13 protein-coding genes and 1 rRNA gene (1 of these 14 cut by a window edge) are annotated in these 18,051 nt (G+C 45.0%); 13 read left to right on the top strand and 1 reads right to left on the bottom strand.

The features are described from left to right. Positions 1 to 41 precede the first annotated feature (41 nt). Entirely contained in the window at positions 42 to 1,025 is a 984-nt protein-coding gene (locus tag IGI69_RS15425) for an L-lactate dehydrogenase (RefSeq protein ID WP_005230720.1), read from the bottom strand. Between the two features lie 355 nt (positions 1,026 to 1,380). Here IGI69_RS15425 and pth point away from each other — a divergent pair, with 355 nt between their 5' ends. From pth to IGI69_RS15360, 13 genes are all read left to right on the top strand, one after another. Continuing rightward, on the top strand, positions 1,381 to 1,941 hold the full coding sequence (pth, locus tag IGI69_RS15420) for an aminoacyl-tRNA hydrolase (RefSeq protein WP_015510502.1): 561 nt from the start codon (positions 1,381 to 1,383) through the stop codon (positions 1,939 to 1,941). 11 nt (positions 1,942 to 1,952) lie between these two features. Continuing rightward, on the top strand, positions 1,953 to 5,471 hold the full coding sequence (gene mfd, locus IGI69_RS15415) for a transcription-repair coupling factor (protein WP_438741367.1): 3,519 nt from the start codon (positions 1,953 to 1,955) through the stop codon (positions 5,469 to 5,471). A 15-nt stretch (positions 5,472 to 5,486) separates the two neighbouring features. After that, on the top strand, positions 5,487 to 7,118 hold the full coding sequence (locus tag IGI69_RS15410; RefSeq protein ID WP_010748997.1) for a polysaccharide biosynthesis protein: 1,632 nt from the start codon (positions 5,487 to 5,489) through the stop codon (positions 7,116 to 7,118). Beyond that, complete coding sequence (locus IGI69_RS15405) at positions 7,105 to 7,371, top strand: RNA-binding S4 domain-containing protein (RefSeq protein WP_005230745.1); 267 nt, start codon at positions 7,105 to 7,107, stop codon at positions 7,369 to 7,371. The genes IGI69_RS15410 and IGI69_RS15405 overlap by 14 nt, the downstream gene beginning before the upstream one ends. An 83-nt stretch (positions 7,372 to 7,454) precedes the next feature. Then, positions 7,455 to 7,901, top strand: coding sequence for an FtsB family cell division protein (locus IGI69_RS15400; RefSeq protein ID WP_005230746.1), 447 nt, complete (start codon positions 7,455 to 7,457; stop codon positions 7,899 to 7,901). Between the two features lie 74 nt (positions 7,902 to 7,975). After that, complete coding sequence (locus IGI69_RS15395; protein ID WP_010748998.1) at positions 7,976 to 8,419, top strand: S1 domain-containing RNA-binding protein; 444 nt, start codon at positions 7,976 to 7,978, stop codon at positions 8,417 to 8,419. Positions 8,420 to 8,519: 100 nt separating this feature from the next. Beyond that, positions 8,520 to 9,920 carry a tRNA lysidine(34) synthetase TilS gene (gene tilS / locus IGI69_RS15390; protein ID WP_438741365.1) on the top strand — a complete coding sequence of 467 codons (1,401 nt, stop codon included), beginning with the start codon at positions 8,520 to 8,522 and terminating at the stop codon, positions 9,918 to 9,920. Positions 9,921 to 9,939: 19 nt separating this feature from the next. Beyond that, positions 9,940 to 10,485, top strand: coding sequence for a hypoxanthine phosphoribosyltransferase (gene hpt, locus IGI69_RS15385; RefSeq protein ID WP_005230750.1), 546 nt, complete (start codon positions 9,940 to 9,942; stop codon positions 10,483 to 10,485). A 73-nt stretch (positions 10,486 to 10,558) separates the two neighbouring features. Further along, positions 10,559 to 12,667, top strand: a complete 2,109-nt coding sequence (ftsH, locus tag IGI69_RS15380; RefSeq protein ID WP_010749000.1) for an ATP-dependent zinc metalloprotease FtsH — start codon at positions 10,559 to 10,561, stop codon at positions 12,665 to 12,667. A 142-nt stretch (positions 12,668 to 12,809) separates the two neighbouring features. Next, entirely contained in the window at positions 12,810 to 13,691 is an 882-nt protein-coding gene (gene hslO, locus IGI69_RS15375; protein ID WP_005230756.1) for an Hsp33 family molecular chaperone HslO, read from the top strand. After that, on the top strand, positions 13,692 to 14,705 hold the full coding sequence (gene dusB, locus IGI69_RS15370; protein ID WP_060791889.1) for a tRNA dihydrouridine synthase DusB: 1,014 nt from the start codon (positions 13,692 to 13,694) through the stop codon (positions 14,703 to 14,705). It begins immediately after the preceding gene. A gap of 96 nt (positions 14,706 to 14,801) precedes the next feature. Further along, a complete protein-coding gene (gene lysS / locus IGI69_RS15365) occupies positions 14,802 to 16,295 on the top strand; it encodes a lysine--tRNA ligase (protein WP_005230758.1) in 1,494 nt (497 codons plus the stop codon). Between the two features lie 661 nt (positions 16,296 to 16,956). Then, positions 16,957 to 18,051: ribosomal RNA gene (locus tag IGI69_RS15360) — 16S ribosomal RNA — on the top strand; it runs 464 nt beyond the window's last position.

Raw genomic sequence — 18,051 nt, 5'->3', positions numbered from 1 at the left:
TGACTAACTAAAATTGACTATTTAACACGAGGGAAAAGAAATTATTGATTGTCTTCCGCATCTAATTTTGCAAAAGCTTCATCAAGAATATCTTTTAATTGTTTTGCCGAAGCGGCCATCCGGTCTTTTTCACCATCTGTTAATGGGATCTCAATTACTTTTTGAATCCCTTGGGCATTGATGACTGCAGGCGCACCGATGTACAAGTCGTTTAAGCCGTATTCGCCGTTCATGTACACAGATAATGGGAGAACAGCATTTTCATCGTCTAAGATCGCACGAGTGATCCGTGCTAAGGCTACTGCGATCCCGTAGAAGGTCGCACCTTTTTTCTCGATGATGGTGTAGGCTGCATCACGAACACTAAAGAAAATGTTGACCATTGCTTCTTCATCGATGTCTGGGTTGTTTTTGACCCATTCATAGATTTGTAGGCCAGCTACGTTGGCATGAGACCAAACAGGGAATTCTGAATCGCCGTGTTCCCCTAAGATATAGGCATGGACGTTACGGGCATCGACATCGACCAATTCAGCCAATGCTTGACGGAAACGGGCAGAGTCTAATGAGGTACCTGAACCGATAACGCGTTCTTTCGGGAAGCCTGAGAATTTCCAAGTAGAATAAGTCAAAATATCGACTGGGTTTGCTGCAACTAAGAAAATTCCGTTAAAGCCTGAATCAACGATTTGGGTAACTACTTCACGGTTGATTTTCAAGTTTTTATGAACTAAGTCTAAACGGGTTTCGCCTGGTTTTTGAGGCGCACCAGCAGTAATAACGACTAAATCAGCATCATGTGCATCTTCATAAGAAGCGGCATAGATTTTTTTAGGGGAAGTAAATGCCAAAGCATGGGACAAGTCAATTGCGTCGCCTTCTGTTTTTGCTGTATTTATATCAATGATTCCGACTTCTTGCGCAATGTTTTGGGTCACCAGCGCAAACGCGTAACTAGAACCAACCGCACCGTCTCCAACAAGAATTACCTTTTGGTGATCTTTTTTGTTCGTTTTTGCAGTCATCTGTGTATCATTCCTTCCGCATAATTGTTTTACTCGCTATCATCCTACCATTTTCAAGTATGTTTGTCATGTGATTTGCACAACAATATTACACAAAATATCGCTGTTTCAGTTGTAAATGCTTTCTTTGTTATTACGTCAAAAAGAAGATATATCAAGGTTTTATTAAGATTCGTTAAGAAAGATAAAAACTGAGCAAGAGGGTGCCACCATAACAGTCCATTTCGTGTTATAATTACCTAAGCAAAAGAACTGGGCGCATTTGTGTGCCCAGTATTTTGTGTTTGGATAAGAAAACCGATAAAATAGATGAAGAATCAGCTTGAAACTAGAAATAATGGAGCGTAAATAAAAAATGAAAATGATTGTAGGCTTGGGAAATCCTGGCAAAAAATATGAAAAAACCAAACATAATGTTGGCTTTATGGTAGTGGATGCGTTGGCACAAAAGTACCAAGCAACCTTTAAAAAGTCGGCTTTTGAAGCAGAGGTGGCAGAGTTTTTCTTGAAGGGTGAAAAAATCCTTTTGGTCAAACCACAAACCTTCATGAATGAATCCGGTCGTGCGGTAGGCCCGTTGATGACCTATTTTGGCATCTACCAAGAAGAACTAGTGGTGGTCTATGATGACCTCGATTTAGCGTTAGGGAAAATTCGTTTGCGCCAAAAAGGCAGTGCAGGTGGCCACAATGGAATCAAGAGTTTGATCGCTCATTTGGATTCAACAGTCTTTGACCGTATCAAAATCGGGATCGATCGTCCACGTCCAGGACAAACCGTGGTCAATCATGTCCTGAGTCCTTTTGCAAAAGACGATCTGCCCATCGTTTTACAAAGTATTGATAAAGCGGTCGAGGCAAGTAGTGATTACTTGACCAACGGCGACTTTCTTGCCACAATGAATCGATTTAACTAAGGAGGGCCGAGATGGATTTAATTGAATTAATAAATAAAGTGCCGACAGTGGCGGCTTGGCATACAGGTTTACGTGAACAGGCCCCCCGGCAATTACTGACCGGTCTAGCTGGATCGGCAAAAACATTAGCGATCACTGGTATGTATCAGGCATTTCAAAAACAAGTGATCGTCGTGACACCTAATCTCTATTATACAAATCAACTAGCCGAAGATCTGCGCAATGTGACGGAAGATGTCTACGTTTTTCCAGTGGATGAAGTGTTGTCAGCCGAAATGGCTTTTTCTTCACCAGAAGCCAGAGAAGAACGCGTGGCAGCGCTGAATGCTGTTTCTCAAGGGAAAACGGGGATCTATGTGTTGCCGGTGGCGGCTTTGCGAAAGTATTTGCCTGAAAAGAAAACCTGGTTAGCCAATCAATTTCAATGGCAGATCGGCGATGAGATCGATTTAGAGCGTTTGCCGCAACAATTGATCTTGATGGGTTACGAACGTCAGTCAATGATTGGCAAACCTGGCGAATTCAGTATTCGTGGGAGCATCCTCGATATTTATCCATTAAACGCCGAATATCCCGTACGGATCGAGTTATTCGATGTAGAAATCGACTCGATGCGTTCTTTCAACGTGGAAACGCAACGCTCAGTGGAAACGCTGCAGCAAGTGGCTATTTTACCCACTACCGAATTGGTTTTCTCAGCGGAAGATTTAGCTGCGGGGCAAAAGCAGCTGCAAGAATTATTGAACAAACGGTTGGCAGTCACCAAAGAAGCAACCGATCGCGCCTTTTTAGAAGATTATTTTGGCCAGTTGGCTTCTCAATGGCAAGCGGGGATTCCTGGTGAAAGTGCCCGTTATTACACGGATTTACTGTATCGTCAGCAAACGAGTGTCTTAGATTATTTTTCTGAAGATGCCTTTTTGATGATCGATGATTATGCTCGGATCATGGAGACCAATCGTGAGATCGAACGGGAAGAGGCGGAGTGGCATACCCAAAAATTAGCGGAGCTGCGGGTCTTTTCTGAACAGCAATTCGGGATTGATGTCCATCAGCTGCTGCAAAAAGAAACCTTTGTGACCAGCTTCTTTTCTTTATTCCAAAAAGGAATGGGGAACATTCGCTTCCAAGCGATCCATCAATTCCAATACCGGCCGATGCAGCAGTTTTTCAGCCAAATGGGTCTCTTGAAAGTTGAAATCGATCGCTGGGAGAAGCAGCAGCAGACGGTGATTTTTCTGGTCAGTGACCAAGAGCGGGCCAAGAAGTTAGAGCAAGATCTGCGAGATCATGATATCTATGCCGTGCAGACGCAACAAGACCGCCTGTTTACAGGACGCACCCAAATCGTGGTGGAACGTTTGCAAAGCGGCTTTGAAATGCCGCAAGACAAGCTAGTGGTGGTTACGGAAAAAGAAATTTTCCAAAAGATGAACAAAAAAAGAGCCCGCAGGCAAAATGTCACCAATGCGGAACGGCTCAAAAGCTACAATGAGTTAAAAGCGGGCGATTATGTCGTCCATGCGAATCATGGGATCGGGAAGTACATCGGCATGGAAACCTTAGAAGTCGATGGCGTCCACCAAGATTACATGACGATCTTGTACCAAAACGAAGACAAGCTCTTTATTCCAGTCACCCAACTGAATTTGATTCAAAAATATGTGGCTTCCGAATCGAAAACACCGAAAATCAATAAATTAGGTGGCAGCGAGTGGGCGAAGACCAAGCGCAAAGTGACGGCTAAAATTGAAGACATTGCAGATGATTTGATTTTATTGTATGCCAAACGCGAATCAGAAAAAGGCTATGCCTTTCAACCAGACGATGCCTATCAAAAAGAGTTTGAAGATGCCTTTCCGTATTCGGAAACCGATGATCAGCTGCGCAGTACGGCAGAGATCAAGCGGGATATGGAAAAAGAAAAGCCGATGGACCGCTTGTTAGTCGGGGATGTCGGTTTTGGGAAAACAGAAGTGGCGCTGCGGGCTGCTTTTAAAGCGATCAAAGAAAGCAAACAAGTGGCTTTCTTAGTACCGACAACGATCTTGGCGCAGCAGCACTATGAAACGATGGTCGATCGTTTTGAAGGATTCCCCGTCAATGTTGGGGTACTGAGTCGTTTTCGGACGAAAAAACAGCAGAATGAAACGATCGAGCAAGTGCGCAAAGGGCAAGTCGATATTTTGGTGGGGACCCACCGATTATTGTCAAAAGATGTCGAGTTTGCTGATTTGGGCTTATTGGTGATCGATGAAGAACAACGGTTTGGGGTCAAACACAAAGAGCGCTTGAAACAACTGCGTTCGCAAGTCGATGTGTTGACGTTGACGGCAACGCCGATCCCACGAACATTGCATATGTCGATGCTGGGGGTACGGGACCTATCTGTGATCGAAACACCACCAGAAAATCGTTACCCGATCCAAACCTATGTGATGGAGATGAATCCAGGAGCAGTGCGAGAAGCGATCCAACGGGAGATGGCACGGGGAGGTCAAGTGTTTTATCTCTATAATCGTGTCGATACGATCGAGCGAAAAGTCGAAGAACTGCAGGCGTTAGTGCCAGACGCACGAATCGCGTATGCCCACGGGCAAATGACCGAGATTCAATTGGAAAATACCCTGTTTGACTTTATTGAAGGGCAATACGATGTGTTGGTGACGACGACGATCATTGAAACCGGTGTGGATATTCCCAATGCCAATACGTTGTTTGTGGAAAATGCCGATTACATGGGGCTTTCGACGTTGTATCAGCTGCGCGGCCGTGTCGGTCGGAGCAATCGGGTCGCCTATGCGTATTTCATGTACGAACAGCAAAAAGTGTTGAATGAAGTCAGTGAAAAACGGCTGCAAGCCATTAAGGACTTTACCGAGTTGGGGTCAGGTTTCAAAATCGCGATGCGAGATCTTTCGATTCGTGGAGCGGGTAATCTATTGGGGGCGCAGCAGCACGGCTTTATCGATGCAGTCGGGTTTGACATGTACTCGCAAATGCTGTCTGAAGCAGTCACTCGGAAACAAGGGAAAAATACCCAAACAGAAAAAACGACCGTCGAGATCGATCTGGGGATCGATGCCTACTTACCGACTTCGTATATTGAAGACGAACGGCAAAAAATCGAGATCTACAAACGAATTCGTGAGCTGGAATCCCAAGAAGCAGTTGATGAACTTCAAGATGATCTGTTAGACCGTTTCGGTGAATACCCTGTAGAAGTGGCGCATCTCTTAACGGTGGGCGAGATCAAGATGAACGGCGATCGTGCCTTGTTAGAAACTATCCGTAAGCAGCAGCAGACGGTGTCGTTTATTTTGAGTAAAGTCGGCACGAAAAATTATTCGGTGGAGCAGCTGTTTGAAGCATTGAAAGCTACTAAATTAAAAGCCACGATGGGTGTCGATCATGAGCAAATGACCATCAAATTACAGATTCCGCCAGTGATGAAGGAAAGCACCTGGCTATTAGAAATCCAAGATTTTGTCAAAGCGTTACGGGAACAAAAATACGCCAGCCAAGGCTAGAAAGGAACCAGAGGGATGCCGAAATCACAATTGAAGCGTACGATGGAAGGGGCGTTTATTTTAACGATCGCTTCCTTTATCGCAAAAATCTTAAGTGCCGTTTATCGGGTCCCTTTTCAGAACCTGGTAGGGGACGAAGGGTTTTATGTGTATCAACAAGTCTATCCGATTTATGGATTGGCGATGACGTTAGCGTTGTCAGGGTTGCCACAGTTTATCTCCCGCATCGTCGCTGAAGAACCCGATCCTTTGAAAAGCAAGGAACGGCTGCAAGCGTTGACGCCTTTCGTGCTTTGGTCTGCGATCAGTTTATGGGCGGTGACCTTTTTATTTGCTGGTCCGATCGCGCAAGTGATGGGGGACCACCAACTGGCGGGCTTGATTCGAGTCGTTTCTTTTACCTTCTTATTTGTCCCGCCTTTGACCTTTTATCGAGGAATGTTTCAAGGAAATTTGCAAATGGTGCCGACAGCAGTTTCCCAAGTCGTAGAGCAGCTGCTTAGAGTTGGTGTGATTTTAGGTGCTGCGGCAGCTTTCCAGCAATTGGGCTGGACGATTTATCAAACGGGGACTGTCGCCATGATGGGTGCCTTAGTCGGGGGCCTTGCGGCGTGGTGGATCTTAAGTTATTATAGCCGACAAATCAACGGCAAACGCTTATCGCTATGGCATAAACCAGTCACCAGTACAGGAGAAAATCCCGCTGGTTTATCCGCCTCGTTGAAGAAACGCTTCTTCTTAGAAGGCGGTCTGTTGACGATTTATAGCGGCTATTTGATCTTGTTCCAGTTAGCGGATTCGTTTTTATTGACCAATGCGCTAGAAGCGGGGGGGATGACGGCACAAGCAGCCCGAATTTCAAAAGGGATCTATGATCGCGGACAACCCCTCGTCCAACTAGGTCTTGTGGTGGCGATGGCGTTAAGCTCGACGTTTTTGCCAACGTTGACCAAGTATTTGACGGTAAAAAATCAGCAGCTGTTTGAAAAGTCGGCAAAAATGTATTTGCGCCTAACGATCGGGATTGCTTCGGCTTCTGCCGTGGGCTTAGCGATTTTGCTGCCTTATATTAACTTTGCCTTATTCAAAGACGGTTCTGGCAATGCGGCGCTGGTATTGTTTGTCTTTTCTATCGCTCTGATGGCGACGATCCAAGCCTATCAAAGCATTCAACAAAGTCGCAATACCTATACCTTCGGCTTGCTCGCTGCGGGGATCGGTCTTTTGATCAAATGTCTATCGATGTGGCCGCTGACTGCTTCGTATGGGACTGCAGGAGCGAGTATCAGTACACTGTTGGGGTTAGGCGCGACCTTATGCTGTTTTGTGGTTTCCGAACAGCGTCGAGCACAAAGCAGCATCAATCACTTTTGGCATGAAGGAAATTATGGAAAAAAACTATTTATTTGTTTAGGGATCATGGCAAGCGTGCTATTCTTATATTATAGCTTCGTTGCGATCTTATTGAACGGTCCTTTGACCCATCGACTACAGGCACTGCTTTTTTGCCTAGGCGGTGTCGGTCTGGGAGGCGCAGCCTTTATCGGGGCAGCGATCAAAATCAAATTGTTAACGATTCGCGAATGGCTGTTAGTTCCATTTGGAAAGAAACTATTAAGAAGAGGTGAAAAACATGAGATTAGATAAATTTCTTAAAATCTCCCGCATCATCAAGCGTCGCTCTGTGGCCAAAGAAGTGGCAGACAAGGGACGCATTCAGATCAACGGCAAATTAGCCAAGTCAAGCAGTGACGTCAAAGTAGGCGATACCATGCGCATTCAATTCGGGAATAAGGTCTTGGAAGTAAAAGTCAATGAATTGCATGAATCGACGAAAAAAGAAGACGCTGCAAAAATGTATGAGATCGTTTCAGAGGAAAGAATCTCAGAAAATGCTTGATTTTTACGGCATTTTCAGTTAGACAAGCTTTGCGGATGTTGGTATAATGTAAAAAACAAAGACAGCGACGGGAGCGAGTTCAGGTGGCAAAAGAATCAAATAAAAAAATAGAACTATTGCAGACCGATTATGCGAAAGAGCAATTTGCCAAGTTTGAAAAAGAGCGGCGGCAAGTCGTGTTTCGCCGACGTCGGCTGGTGGCGTTTTTCGTGGCGGCATTAGCGATATTTGCGATCGTAGGGATTCAAATGTTCAACGATCAAATGCGCCTGCAAAAGCTAAAGGAATATAAGGCGGAAACAGTCGCCGAACAAAAAGAAGCAGAACAAAAGGTGGCTTCACTGGAGCGAGACGTTGCCTTGCTGCAAGACGATGAGTATGTGGCAAAATTGGCCCGCAGCCGATTCTTCTACTCAAAAGATGGCGAAAAAATCTATCCAGTCTTGCCAGATGGGACGGATTCTCAAAACACCAATGAGCGTTCTTCGCAAAGCGGACAAGAATCATCATCCACAGAGTCACAAGATTAAGCAATGTCATACCTACTCAGCGCAGTAGTTTGAATTATTTTAAATGGGTAAAAATTAGGAGGAACATTTTTTATATGTCAATCGAAGTTGGAGCGAAACTAAAGGGCAAAGTGTCTGGTATTACAAATTTTGGTGCGTTCATTGATCTTGGTGAAGGGAAAACTGGTTTGGTGCATATCAGTGAAGTATCAAACGGATTCGTCAAAGACATTCACGACGTGTTGTCTGTTGGGGATGAAGTGACAGTACTTGTTACGGCAATCGGCAACGATGGAAAAATCGGCCTATCGATCCGCAAAGCAGAAGATAAACCGGAAGAAAAACGTGAATACCCGAAAAAAGAATTCAATCGACCAAATCCGAAAAAATCTTTTTCACGCAATCAAAATACGAATGTAAATAAACAAGACTTCGATTCATTGATGAGTTCTTTTCTAAAAGATAGTGATGATCGTCTTTCGTCATTACGTCGAAATACAGAAGGAAAACGCGGTGGCCGCGGCGGACGCCGTAACTAAACATGAATAGCAAGTTGGAAAAAGCTGGAACAAAACTGTTGGTTCGTTTTGTTTCAGCTTTCTTTCTTGTGGGATTACCAAATGAGAAGGAGGTCAAACGATGGTCATTCAAACCGTTCGAGGGCAACTCACTGCCATCGATCCTGAAAAAAAACGCCGCTTTTTGCTGGCGGTATCGACGGGCGTCGATTCGATGGTCTTGTTGCAGATCTTTTGTCAGTTGTTTCCTGAAATGCAAAAAGAGCCATGTTTTGGTGTGGCACATGTGAACCATCAATTGCGTCCAGCATCTGCCAAGGAAGCGGCTTTTTTACGGCAGTACTGCCAAGAATGCGGCATTCCTTTTTATGAACGGTGTTGGGAAAACCCGCCAGAAACCGGCGTAGAAGCTAGCGCTCGAAACTTTCGCTATACGTTTTTTGCCGACGTCATGTCTCAAGAAGGCTATGATGTTTTGCTGACTGCTCACCACAGTGATGACCAAGTAGAAACGATGTTGATGAAGATGATGCGAGAAGGTCGCTTGCGATCGGCTGGCGGGATGAAACAGCAGCAGCCTTTTCACACAGGGATCTTGTTGCGTCCACTGCTTACTGTCAGTAAGGCAGCGATTTACGACTATGCGCAAGCACAGCAGATTCCCTACTTTGAAGACGAAAGCAATCACGAACCGCTGTATTTGCGAAACCGACTACGCCAGCAAGTAGTGCCAGCCTTAAAAGCGGAAAATCCGCAGCTGCTGCCGCATTTTCAACAGCTTTCTGAAGAAGTACAGTTCGCCAATCAGCTGATCCAACAAGAGCAGCAGCAATGGTTGTCTGCGTTCGTTCAACAGCAAGCTGCTCGCTTAGTGATCAATCTGCAGCAGCTGCCGACGTTTTCGCCAGCGCAACGCTATTTTTTCTATGCGGGTTTTTTACAGCAAGCAGAGGCTTTTACGAAACAGCCCCTCAATCAAAAACAGCTGCCGCAGGTATTGCGTCTGCTAGATGAAAAGAAAGGGCAATGGCAATTGGCGTTGCACAAACAGTGGCAGCTACGGCGCAGTTATGACCAATTGTTATTGGAACCTGTTACTGTTCCCCAAAAGCCTGCAGCGCCGTTGACAGAAGTCAGTCAGCGACTGGTTTTAGGGGAGGGGATCTATCTTTCTGAAAAGGAATGGATTGGGTATTTTCCGATAAATGAACAGCATATTCCCAAAAAAATCACAAATTGGTCAGAGTTTTCCCAAGATTTACCGCTAAACTATTCCTCTGAGCTGGTGGTGCGTAAGCGCCAGCCGGGAGACCGAATCCGCTTGGCGCGTGGTCTGACCAAAAAGATCAGTCGTTTTTTTATCGATTCAAAAATTCCTAATGAAGTGCGAGAAAAAAGTTGGGTCGTCACAAACCTTGAAAAAGAGGTGATTGCCTTACTACCTCATACATTTTCCTATTTGAGTATTGCGCCAGAAACTGATAAAATACACTACATACTTCTTTATAAATACCAGGAGTAAGAGTTGGAAGGAGAACTTTATGCTAGATAAAGATATTGAGAAAATTTTGATTTCCCGTGACGAAATCAAAAATCGTTGTGTGGAACTTGGTCAAGAATTAACGGCGGCTTATGCGGATAAAAATCCTCTAGTCGTAGGTGTGCTGAAAGGTGCCGTTCCTTTCATGGCAGACATCGTTCGTGAGATGGATTGTTACTTGGAGTTAGACTTCATGGATGTCTCAAGTTATGGCAATGCCATGATTTCATCTGGGGAAGTCAAGATCATCAAAGATTTAGATACAAATGTTGAGGGCCGTGATCTCTTGATCGTTGAAGACATCATTGACAGCGGTCGCACATTGGCTTATCTGGTGGATCTATTCAAATACCGTAAAGCGAAATCAGTGAAAATCGTAACGTTATTAGATAAGCCAGAAGGTCGTGTCGTTGAGATCGATGCAGATTATGTCGGCTTCGATGTGCCAAATGAGTTTGTTGTTGGATATGGACTGGACTATGCAGAGCAATATCGAAACTTACCTTACGTTGGCGTCTTAAAACCTAGTGTTTATCAGTCAAATTAGTGACTGTTCTAAATCAATTGTGATACAATTAAATGGTCAGGATTGATAAAACAAAATAGCCAGGGAGGTACGCATGAATAAGAAAAATAACGGTATGGTAAAAAATACCTTATATTATGTACTTGTCTTGTTGGCGATGGTCATGGTCGTATATTTCATTTTTGGAAATGGCAATCAGCAGACCCCAACGATCGAGTACTCCACGTTTACAGAGCAGCTGAAAGACGGGAAGATCAAACAGTTTACTGTTCAACCCGCTAACGGTGTGTATCGAATCGTGGGTGAATACAATGAAGAACAAACCGTCAGCAATGACAACAGCTTGTCTGTTTTAGGTAATACACAGGCGAGTTCGACCCGCTTTTCAACGATCATTTTACCGAATGATTCCACACTAAGCGAAGTCACCAGTTTGGCCTCGGCAGAAGGGGTCAAAACCACGATCGAAGAAGAATCCAACAGCGGCATTTGGTTATCGCTTTTGGTTAGCTTCTTACCACTTGTGATCATCATTTTCTTCTTCTACATGATGATGAGCCAACAAGGTGGCGGCGGTGGCGGTGGCGGCCGTGTGATGAACTTTGGCAAATCAAAAGCCAAAGAAGCGGATAAAAAAGCCAACCGCGTGCGTTTTTCAGACGTAGCCGGTGCAGAAGAAGAAAAACAAGAGCTTGTCGAAGTCGTGGAATTCTTGAAAGATCCTCGACGCTTCGTTGAATTAGGTGCTCGTATCCCAGCAGGTGTCTTACTTGAGGGGCCTCCAGGAACCGGGAAAACGTTACTAGCCAAAGCCGTTGCTGGTGAAGCTGGCGTACCGTTTTACTCGATCTCTGGTTCAGATTTCGTTGAAATGTTTGTCGGTGTCGGTGCAAGCCGGGTGCGTGACTTATTTGAAACAGCGAAGAAAAATGCACCAGCCATCATCTTTATCGATGAAATCGATGCAGTCGGTCGCCAACGTGGTGCCGGTATGGGTGGCGGACATGATGAGCGGGAACAAACATTGAACCAGTTGTTGGTTGAAATGGATGGTTTTGATGGGAATGAAGGCGTGATCGTCATTGCCGCAACGAACCGTTCGGATGTTTTAGATCCAGCGTTGCTACGTCCAGGTCGTTTTGACCGTCAGATTTTGGTTGGTCGTCCAGACGTGAAAGGTCGTGAAGCGATCCTCCGTGTCCATGCCCGCAACAAACCTTTATCAGATGATGTTGATTTGAAAGTCGTTGCCCAACAAACACCAGGCTTTGCCGGTGCGGATCTGGAAAACGTCTTGAACGAAGCGGCATTAGTTGCTGCTCGTCGTAACAAGAAAAAAATCGATGCTTCAGATATCGATGAAGCAGAAGACCGCGTGATCGCTGGTCCAGCGAAGAAAGACCGGGTCATCAACAAACGCGAACGTGAAATGGTTGCTTACCATGAAGCAGGACATACCATTGTTGGGTTAGTCTTGAGTCGTGCCCGTGTGGTACACAAAGTAACGATCATCCCTCGGGGACGTGCAGGTGGTTACATGATCGCCTTGCCGAAAGAAGATCAATTCTTGATGACCAAAGAAGATATGTTTGAACAAATCGTTGGGTTGCTTGGTGGTCGTACGGCTGAAGAAATCATCTTCGGTGTACAATCAACGGGTGCTTCCAATGACTTTGAACAAGCAACTGCGCTTGCAAGAAGCATGGTGACAGAATATGGAATGAGTGACAAGTTAGGTCCAGTTCAATATGAAGGAAACCATCAAGTCTTTGTTGGTCGTGATTATGGTCAAACAAAAGCTTACTCTGAACAAGTTGCCTTTGAAATCGATCAAGAAGTTCGCAAGATTTTAATGGATGCTCATCAAAAAGCCCATGAAATCATTGAAGAACACCGTGCACAGCACAAATTGATCGCTGAAAAACTGCTTGAACATGAAACATTAGATGCCAAAGCAATCAAATCCTTGTTTGAAGAAGGCAAAATGCCTGAAGGAACCGAAAGCTCTGAGTATCCTAGTGAAAAAGCTCAAACGTTTGAAGAAGCGAAACGTGCGCTGGAAGAAAAAGATGCAGAGAAGCAAGCTGCAGAAAAACACAGCGAAGATGCACCATCAAACGATTTTGATCAACAATTGGAAGACGTTCGCCGCAATAGCGAAAGCCAACCGACTGATCAAGAAAACAAAGATGATAACGCCTAAAACAAGACGTATCAAGGCACCGAGGGAACTCGGTGCCTTTTTGTTTCTATTTAAGAAGACTTTCCTTAAATTCAAACACATTCAGTTGAAAAAAGCGGCGCTTCCTAGTATGATTCATTAATGAATAAAAAGGAGAATCAAGATGAAGGATTATTTAGTAAAAGCACTAGCATATGACGGCTTCGTCCGAGCATATGCAGTATCGGCAACAGAAACGATCGCCGAAGCACAACGACGCCATGAAACATGGAATACGGCATCCGCTGCTTTAGGGCGAGCGATGGTGGGAAGTTTGTTATTAGGCAGTACCTTAAAAGGGGAAGACAAATTGACCGTCAAAATTCAAGGAAATGGTCCTGCTGGGGCAATCGTCGTAGACAGCAATGGCCGTGGGGACGTAAAAGGATACATAAAAAATCCGCAGATCAGTCTGCCGTTGAACCCTCAAGGAAAATTGGACGTTCGGGGCGCAGTGGGTGACCAAGGGATCTTTACCGTGATCAAAGACTTAGGGCTAAAAGAACCCTTCTCTGGACAAACACCGATCGTCTCTGGGGAGCTTGGGGAAGACTTTACTTATTATTTAGCAGTGTCAGAACAGATTCCTTCTGCTGTTGGTCTGAGTGTATTAGTAGAAACCGATGATTCAATTCGGGCAGCCGGTGGGTTTATGCTGCAGATCATGCCTGGTGCCAGTGAAGAGATCATTGATGCCATCGAAAAACGTTTGGGAGAATTGCCTCGAGTATCAACCTTGATCGATGAAGGACAATCACCAGAAGAGATCTTAGCGACATTGTTGCCAGACACGACGATCGAAGTACTAGAAAAAATGCCAGTCCAGTTCCATTGTGATTGCACGAAAGAAAAATTTGCGACGGCGATCATTACCTTGGGGGCTGATGAGATCCAAGCGATGATCGATGAAGACCACGGGGCAGAGGCAGTCTGCTCGTTTTGTGGCAACAAGTATCATTTTGATGAAACGGAATTGGCGGCATTGAAGAAAGAGGCGGAAGCGTAAGTGAAAGATAGACAAACATGGCAGATCGGCTCGGTTGAGATTCCCAACCGCGTCGTCGTTGCGCCAATGGCAGGGATCACCAATTCTGCGTTTCGTGTGACAGTCAAAGAATTTGGCGCGGGTTTAGTCGTCTGTGAGATGATCAGTGATCGAGGGATTCAACTGCGGAACAAGAAGACCCTTGAGATGCTATTTATTGACGAGACCGAGCATCCTCTTAGTATTCAGATTTTTGGTGGGAATAAAGCATCCTTAGTAGAAGCAGCGCAATTTGTCGCAGAAAACACAACTGCCGATATCATTGATATCAACATGGGGTGTCCTGTAAACAAAATCATCAAAGCAGAAGCTGGTGCGAAGTGGCTTTTAGATCCCGACAAGGTTTATGAAATGGTCCATGCTGTTTCCAGTGCGATCGACAAGCCCGTTACCGTAAAAATGCGGATCGGCTGGGATGAGCAGCATATCTTTGCGGTTGAAAATGCCCAAGCCGCAGAAGCAGCGGGTGCCGCAGCGATCGGTATGCATGGCAGAACCCGTGTACAGATGTATGAAGGATCGGCTGATTGGGACGTGTTGAAACAAGTGAAGCAAAGTATCACGATTCCCTTTATGGGCAACGGCGATGTCAAAACCCCTGAAGATGCCAAGCGAATGTTGGAAGAAGTCGGTGCAGATGCAGTGATGATCGGACGGGCAGCGTTAGGCAATCCATGGATGATCCACCGCACCAAGCAATACTTGGAGACAGGCGAGTTATTGCCAGAACCAACACCGCGAGAAAAAATTTCGACAGCGAAACTTCATTTAGAACGTTTGGCTGATCTAAAAGGGGAAAAAATCGCTTCGCGAGAATTTCGTCAACATGCTGCGTACTACTTAAAAGGTATTTCGCGGGCAGCCAAAGTGAAGGCAGCTATCAACCAAGCGGAAGATAAGCAGACGATTTTTGATTTATTAGATGCATTTGTGGAAAAGACCGAAAAACAGCCGCTAGCAACTCTTAAGGAATAAGAAACAAATCAAGTCGATTCGAAAGTTCGGCTTGATTTTTTGCGTCATCATTGGCATTATAAGAAGGAAACCCAAGTTAAGAATGGAGGAAAACTCGTGACAGAGGAACGACAAACACAAGAAGAATTGAATGATCAAATGTTGGTTCGCCGTGAAAAGATGGAAAAACTACGGGAAGAAGGCATTGATCCTTTTGGCAAGCGATTCGAACGCACCCATAATTCTGCCGAGTTACATGAGTTATTTGATCAAAGAACCAAAGAAGAATTAGCCGAAATGAATCTTTCAGCAAGCATTGCAGGAAGAATCGTTACAAAACGTGGAAAAGGTAAGGCTGGTTTTGCGCATTTACAAGACCGCGAAGGCCGTATTCAAATATATGTACGTAAAGACCAAGTAGGGGATGAACCTTACGAAGTATTCAAACACGCAGACTTAGGTGATTTCTTCGGCGTATCTGGTGAAATCATGAAGACCGATACCGGTGAAGTGACCATCAAAGCCAAAGAAATCGTGATCTTATCAAAAGCATTGCGTCCATTGCCTGACAAATACCATGGCTTGACGAACGTAGAACAACGCTACCGTCAACGTTACTTGGATTTGATCAGTAATAAAGAAAGCTTTGATCGTTTCATGAAACGAAGCCAAATCATCAGCGAAATTCGTCGTTACCTTGACGGTCATGGGTATATCGAAGTCGAAACGCCAGTATTGCATAATCAAGCAGGTGGTGCAGCGGCTCGTCCCTTCATTACCCACCACAATGCCTTAGACATGGATCTGTATTTACGGATCGCTCTTGAGCTTCACTTAAAACGATTGATCGTGGGCGGCATGGAAAAAGTCTATGAGATCGGTCGCGTTTTCCGAAATGAAGGGATCGATACGACCCATAATCCTGAGTTTACAATGCTAGAAGCGTATACGGCATATACAGATTTCAAAGATGTGATGGATCTGACCGAAGGCATTATCCGTAATGCTGCTGAAAAAGTCTTGCATACAGCAACGATCCAATACGATGGACAAGAAGTCGATCTAGCTAGCGACTTTGCACGAATCCATATGGTCGATGCAATCAAAAATCAAACAGGTGTTGATTTCTGGCAACCAATGTCCGTTGAAGAAGCCCGCAGCTTAGCGAAAGAACATCATGTTGAAATCACTGATGCCATGACTGTTGGCCATATCATCAATGAATTCTTTGAGACATTTGTTGAAGAAACGTTACAGCAGCCAACCTTTGTCTTCGGTCATCCAGTGGAAGTTTCGCCATTAGCGAAAAAGAATCCAGAAGATGAACGCTTTACCGACCGCTTTGAATTATTTATCGTTGGTCGTGAATTTGCGAATGCCTTCACGGAACTAAATGATCCAATCGATCAAAGAGAACGTTTTGAAGGGCAAGAAAAAGAGCGCGAAGCAGGAAATGATGAAGCCCATGGGGTGGATGAAGATTTCTTAGAAGCACTTGAATACGGTATGCCGCCAACTGGTGGATTAGGGATCGGGATCGATCGCTTAGTGATGCTGTTGACAGATGCGCAATCGATTCGCGACGTTTTATTATTCCCAACAATGAGATAAAAAAACTCCGTCCACTCGCAAGAGATGGGCGGCTTTTTTTCTTGTCTGCTGGATCAGGGTGAAAAACAGCGAGGAATTAGAGGAAAAAACGCCACGATAGTTGCCAGAAAACGGATTAAATGCGAACGATAAAAGCTGGATCCAATGCGATTAGACGGGTTTGTAAAAATTGAAAAAAGCCATAGAAAATGATTGACCGCAAGGGATTTAGTTGGTATATTATTACATGTGCCAAATGACTAAATGAATTCCTAAAAAGAATTGAAAAAAGTAGTTGACGCACAGCTCGACAGATGATATTATAACGAAGTCGCAATTTTAAAATAGTTAATTGATGTTGATAGATCAACAAAATTAATTGAAAAAAGTTGTTGACAAATAACAAATCATTTGTTATTCTAATTAAGTCGCTGAGACAGCCGCTACGAAGTTGAAAAACAACGAGCGAAAAAAACTTTTAAAAAAGAGTTGACAATTAAATGTCACTCTGATATGATATAAAAGTTGCTAACGCAGCACGGTAGACCTTTGAAAACTGAACAAAGCAAGCAAACGAACCAATGTGTAGGACGTTTCAATTTATTGGAACAAATACATGCAAGCAATAGCTAGCAAAGTTAATTTTTATGAGCTTAATGACCGTATGGTCATTCAAACAAATCATTATGAGAGTTTGATCCTGGCTCAGGACGAACGCTGGCGGCGTGCCTAATACATGCAAGTCGAACGCTTTTTCTTTCACCGGAGCTTGCTCCACCGAAAGAAAAAGAGTGGCGAACGGGTGAGTAACACGTGGGTAACCTGCCCATCAGAAGGGGATAACACTTGGAAACAGGTGCTAATACCGTATAACACTATTTTCCGCATGGAAGAAAGTTGAAAGGCGCTTTTGCGTCACTGATGGATGGACCCGCGGTGCATTAGCTAGTTGGTGAGGTAACGGCTCACCAAGGCAACGATGCATAGCCGACCTGAGAGGGTGATCGGCCACACTGGGACTGAGACACGGCCCAGACTCCTACGGGAGGCAGCAGTAGGGAATCTTCGGCAATGGACGAAAGTCTGACCGAGCAACGCCGCGTGAGTGAAGAAGGTTTTCGGATCGTAAAACTCTGTTGTTAGAGAAGAACAAGGATGAGAGTAAAATGTTCATCCCTTGACGGTATCTAACCAGAAAGCCACGGCTAACTACGTGCCAGCAGCCGCGGTAATACGTAGGTGGCAAGCGTTGTCCGGATTTATTGGGCGTAAAGCGAGCGCAGGCGGTTTCTTAAGTCTGATGTGAAAGCCCCCGGCTCAACCGGGGAGGGTCATTGGAAACTGGGAGACTTGAGTGCAGAAGAGGAGAGTGGAATTCCATGTGTAGCGGTGAAATGCGTAGATATATGGAGGAACACCAGTGGCGAAGGCGGCTCTCTGGTCTGTAACTGACGCTGAGGCTCGAAAGCGTGGGGAGCGAACAGGATTAGATACCCTGGTAGTCCACGCCGTAAACGATGAGTGCTAAGTGTTGGAGGGTTTCCGCCCTTCAGTGCTGCAGCAAACGCATTAAGCACTCCGCCTGGGGAGTACGACCGCAAGGTTGAAACTCAAAGGAATTGACGGGGGCCCGCACAAGCGGTGGAGCATGTGGTTTAATTCGAAGCAACGCGAAGAACCTTACCAGGTCTTGACATCCTTTGACCACTCTAGAGATAGAGCTTCCCCTTCGGGGGCAAAGTGACAGGTGGTGCATGGTTGTCGTCAGCTCGTGTCG

The organism is Enterococcus sp. DIV1083b (assembly GCF_051713705.1).
In the GTDB taxonomy this organism is placed as follows: domain Bacteria; phylum Bacillota; class Bacilli; order Lactobacillales; family Enterococcaceae; genus Enterococcus_D; species Enterococcus_D casseliflavus.
This window is presented reverse-complemented; position numbering and strand designations above follow the sequence as displayed.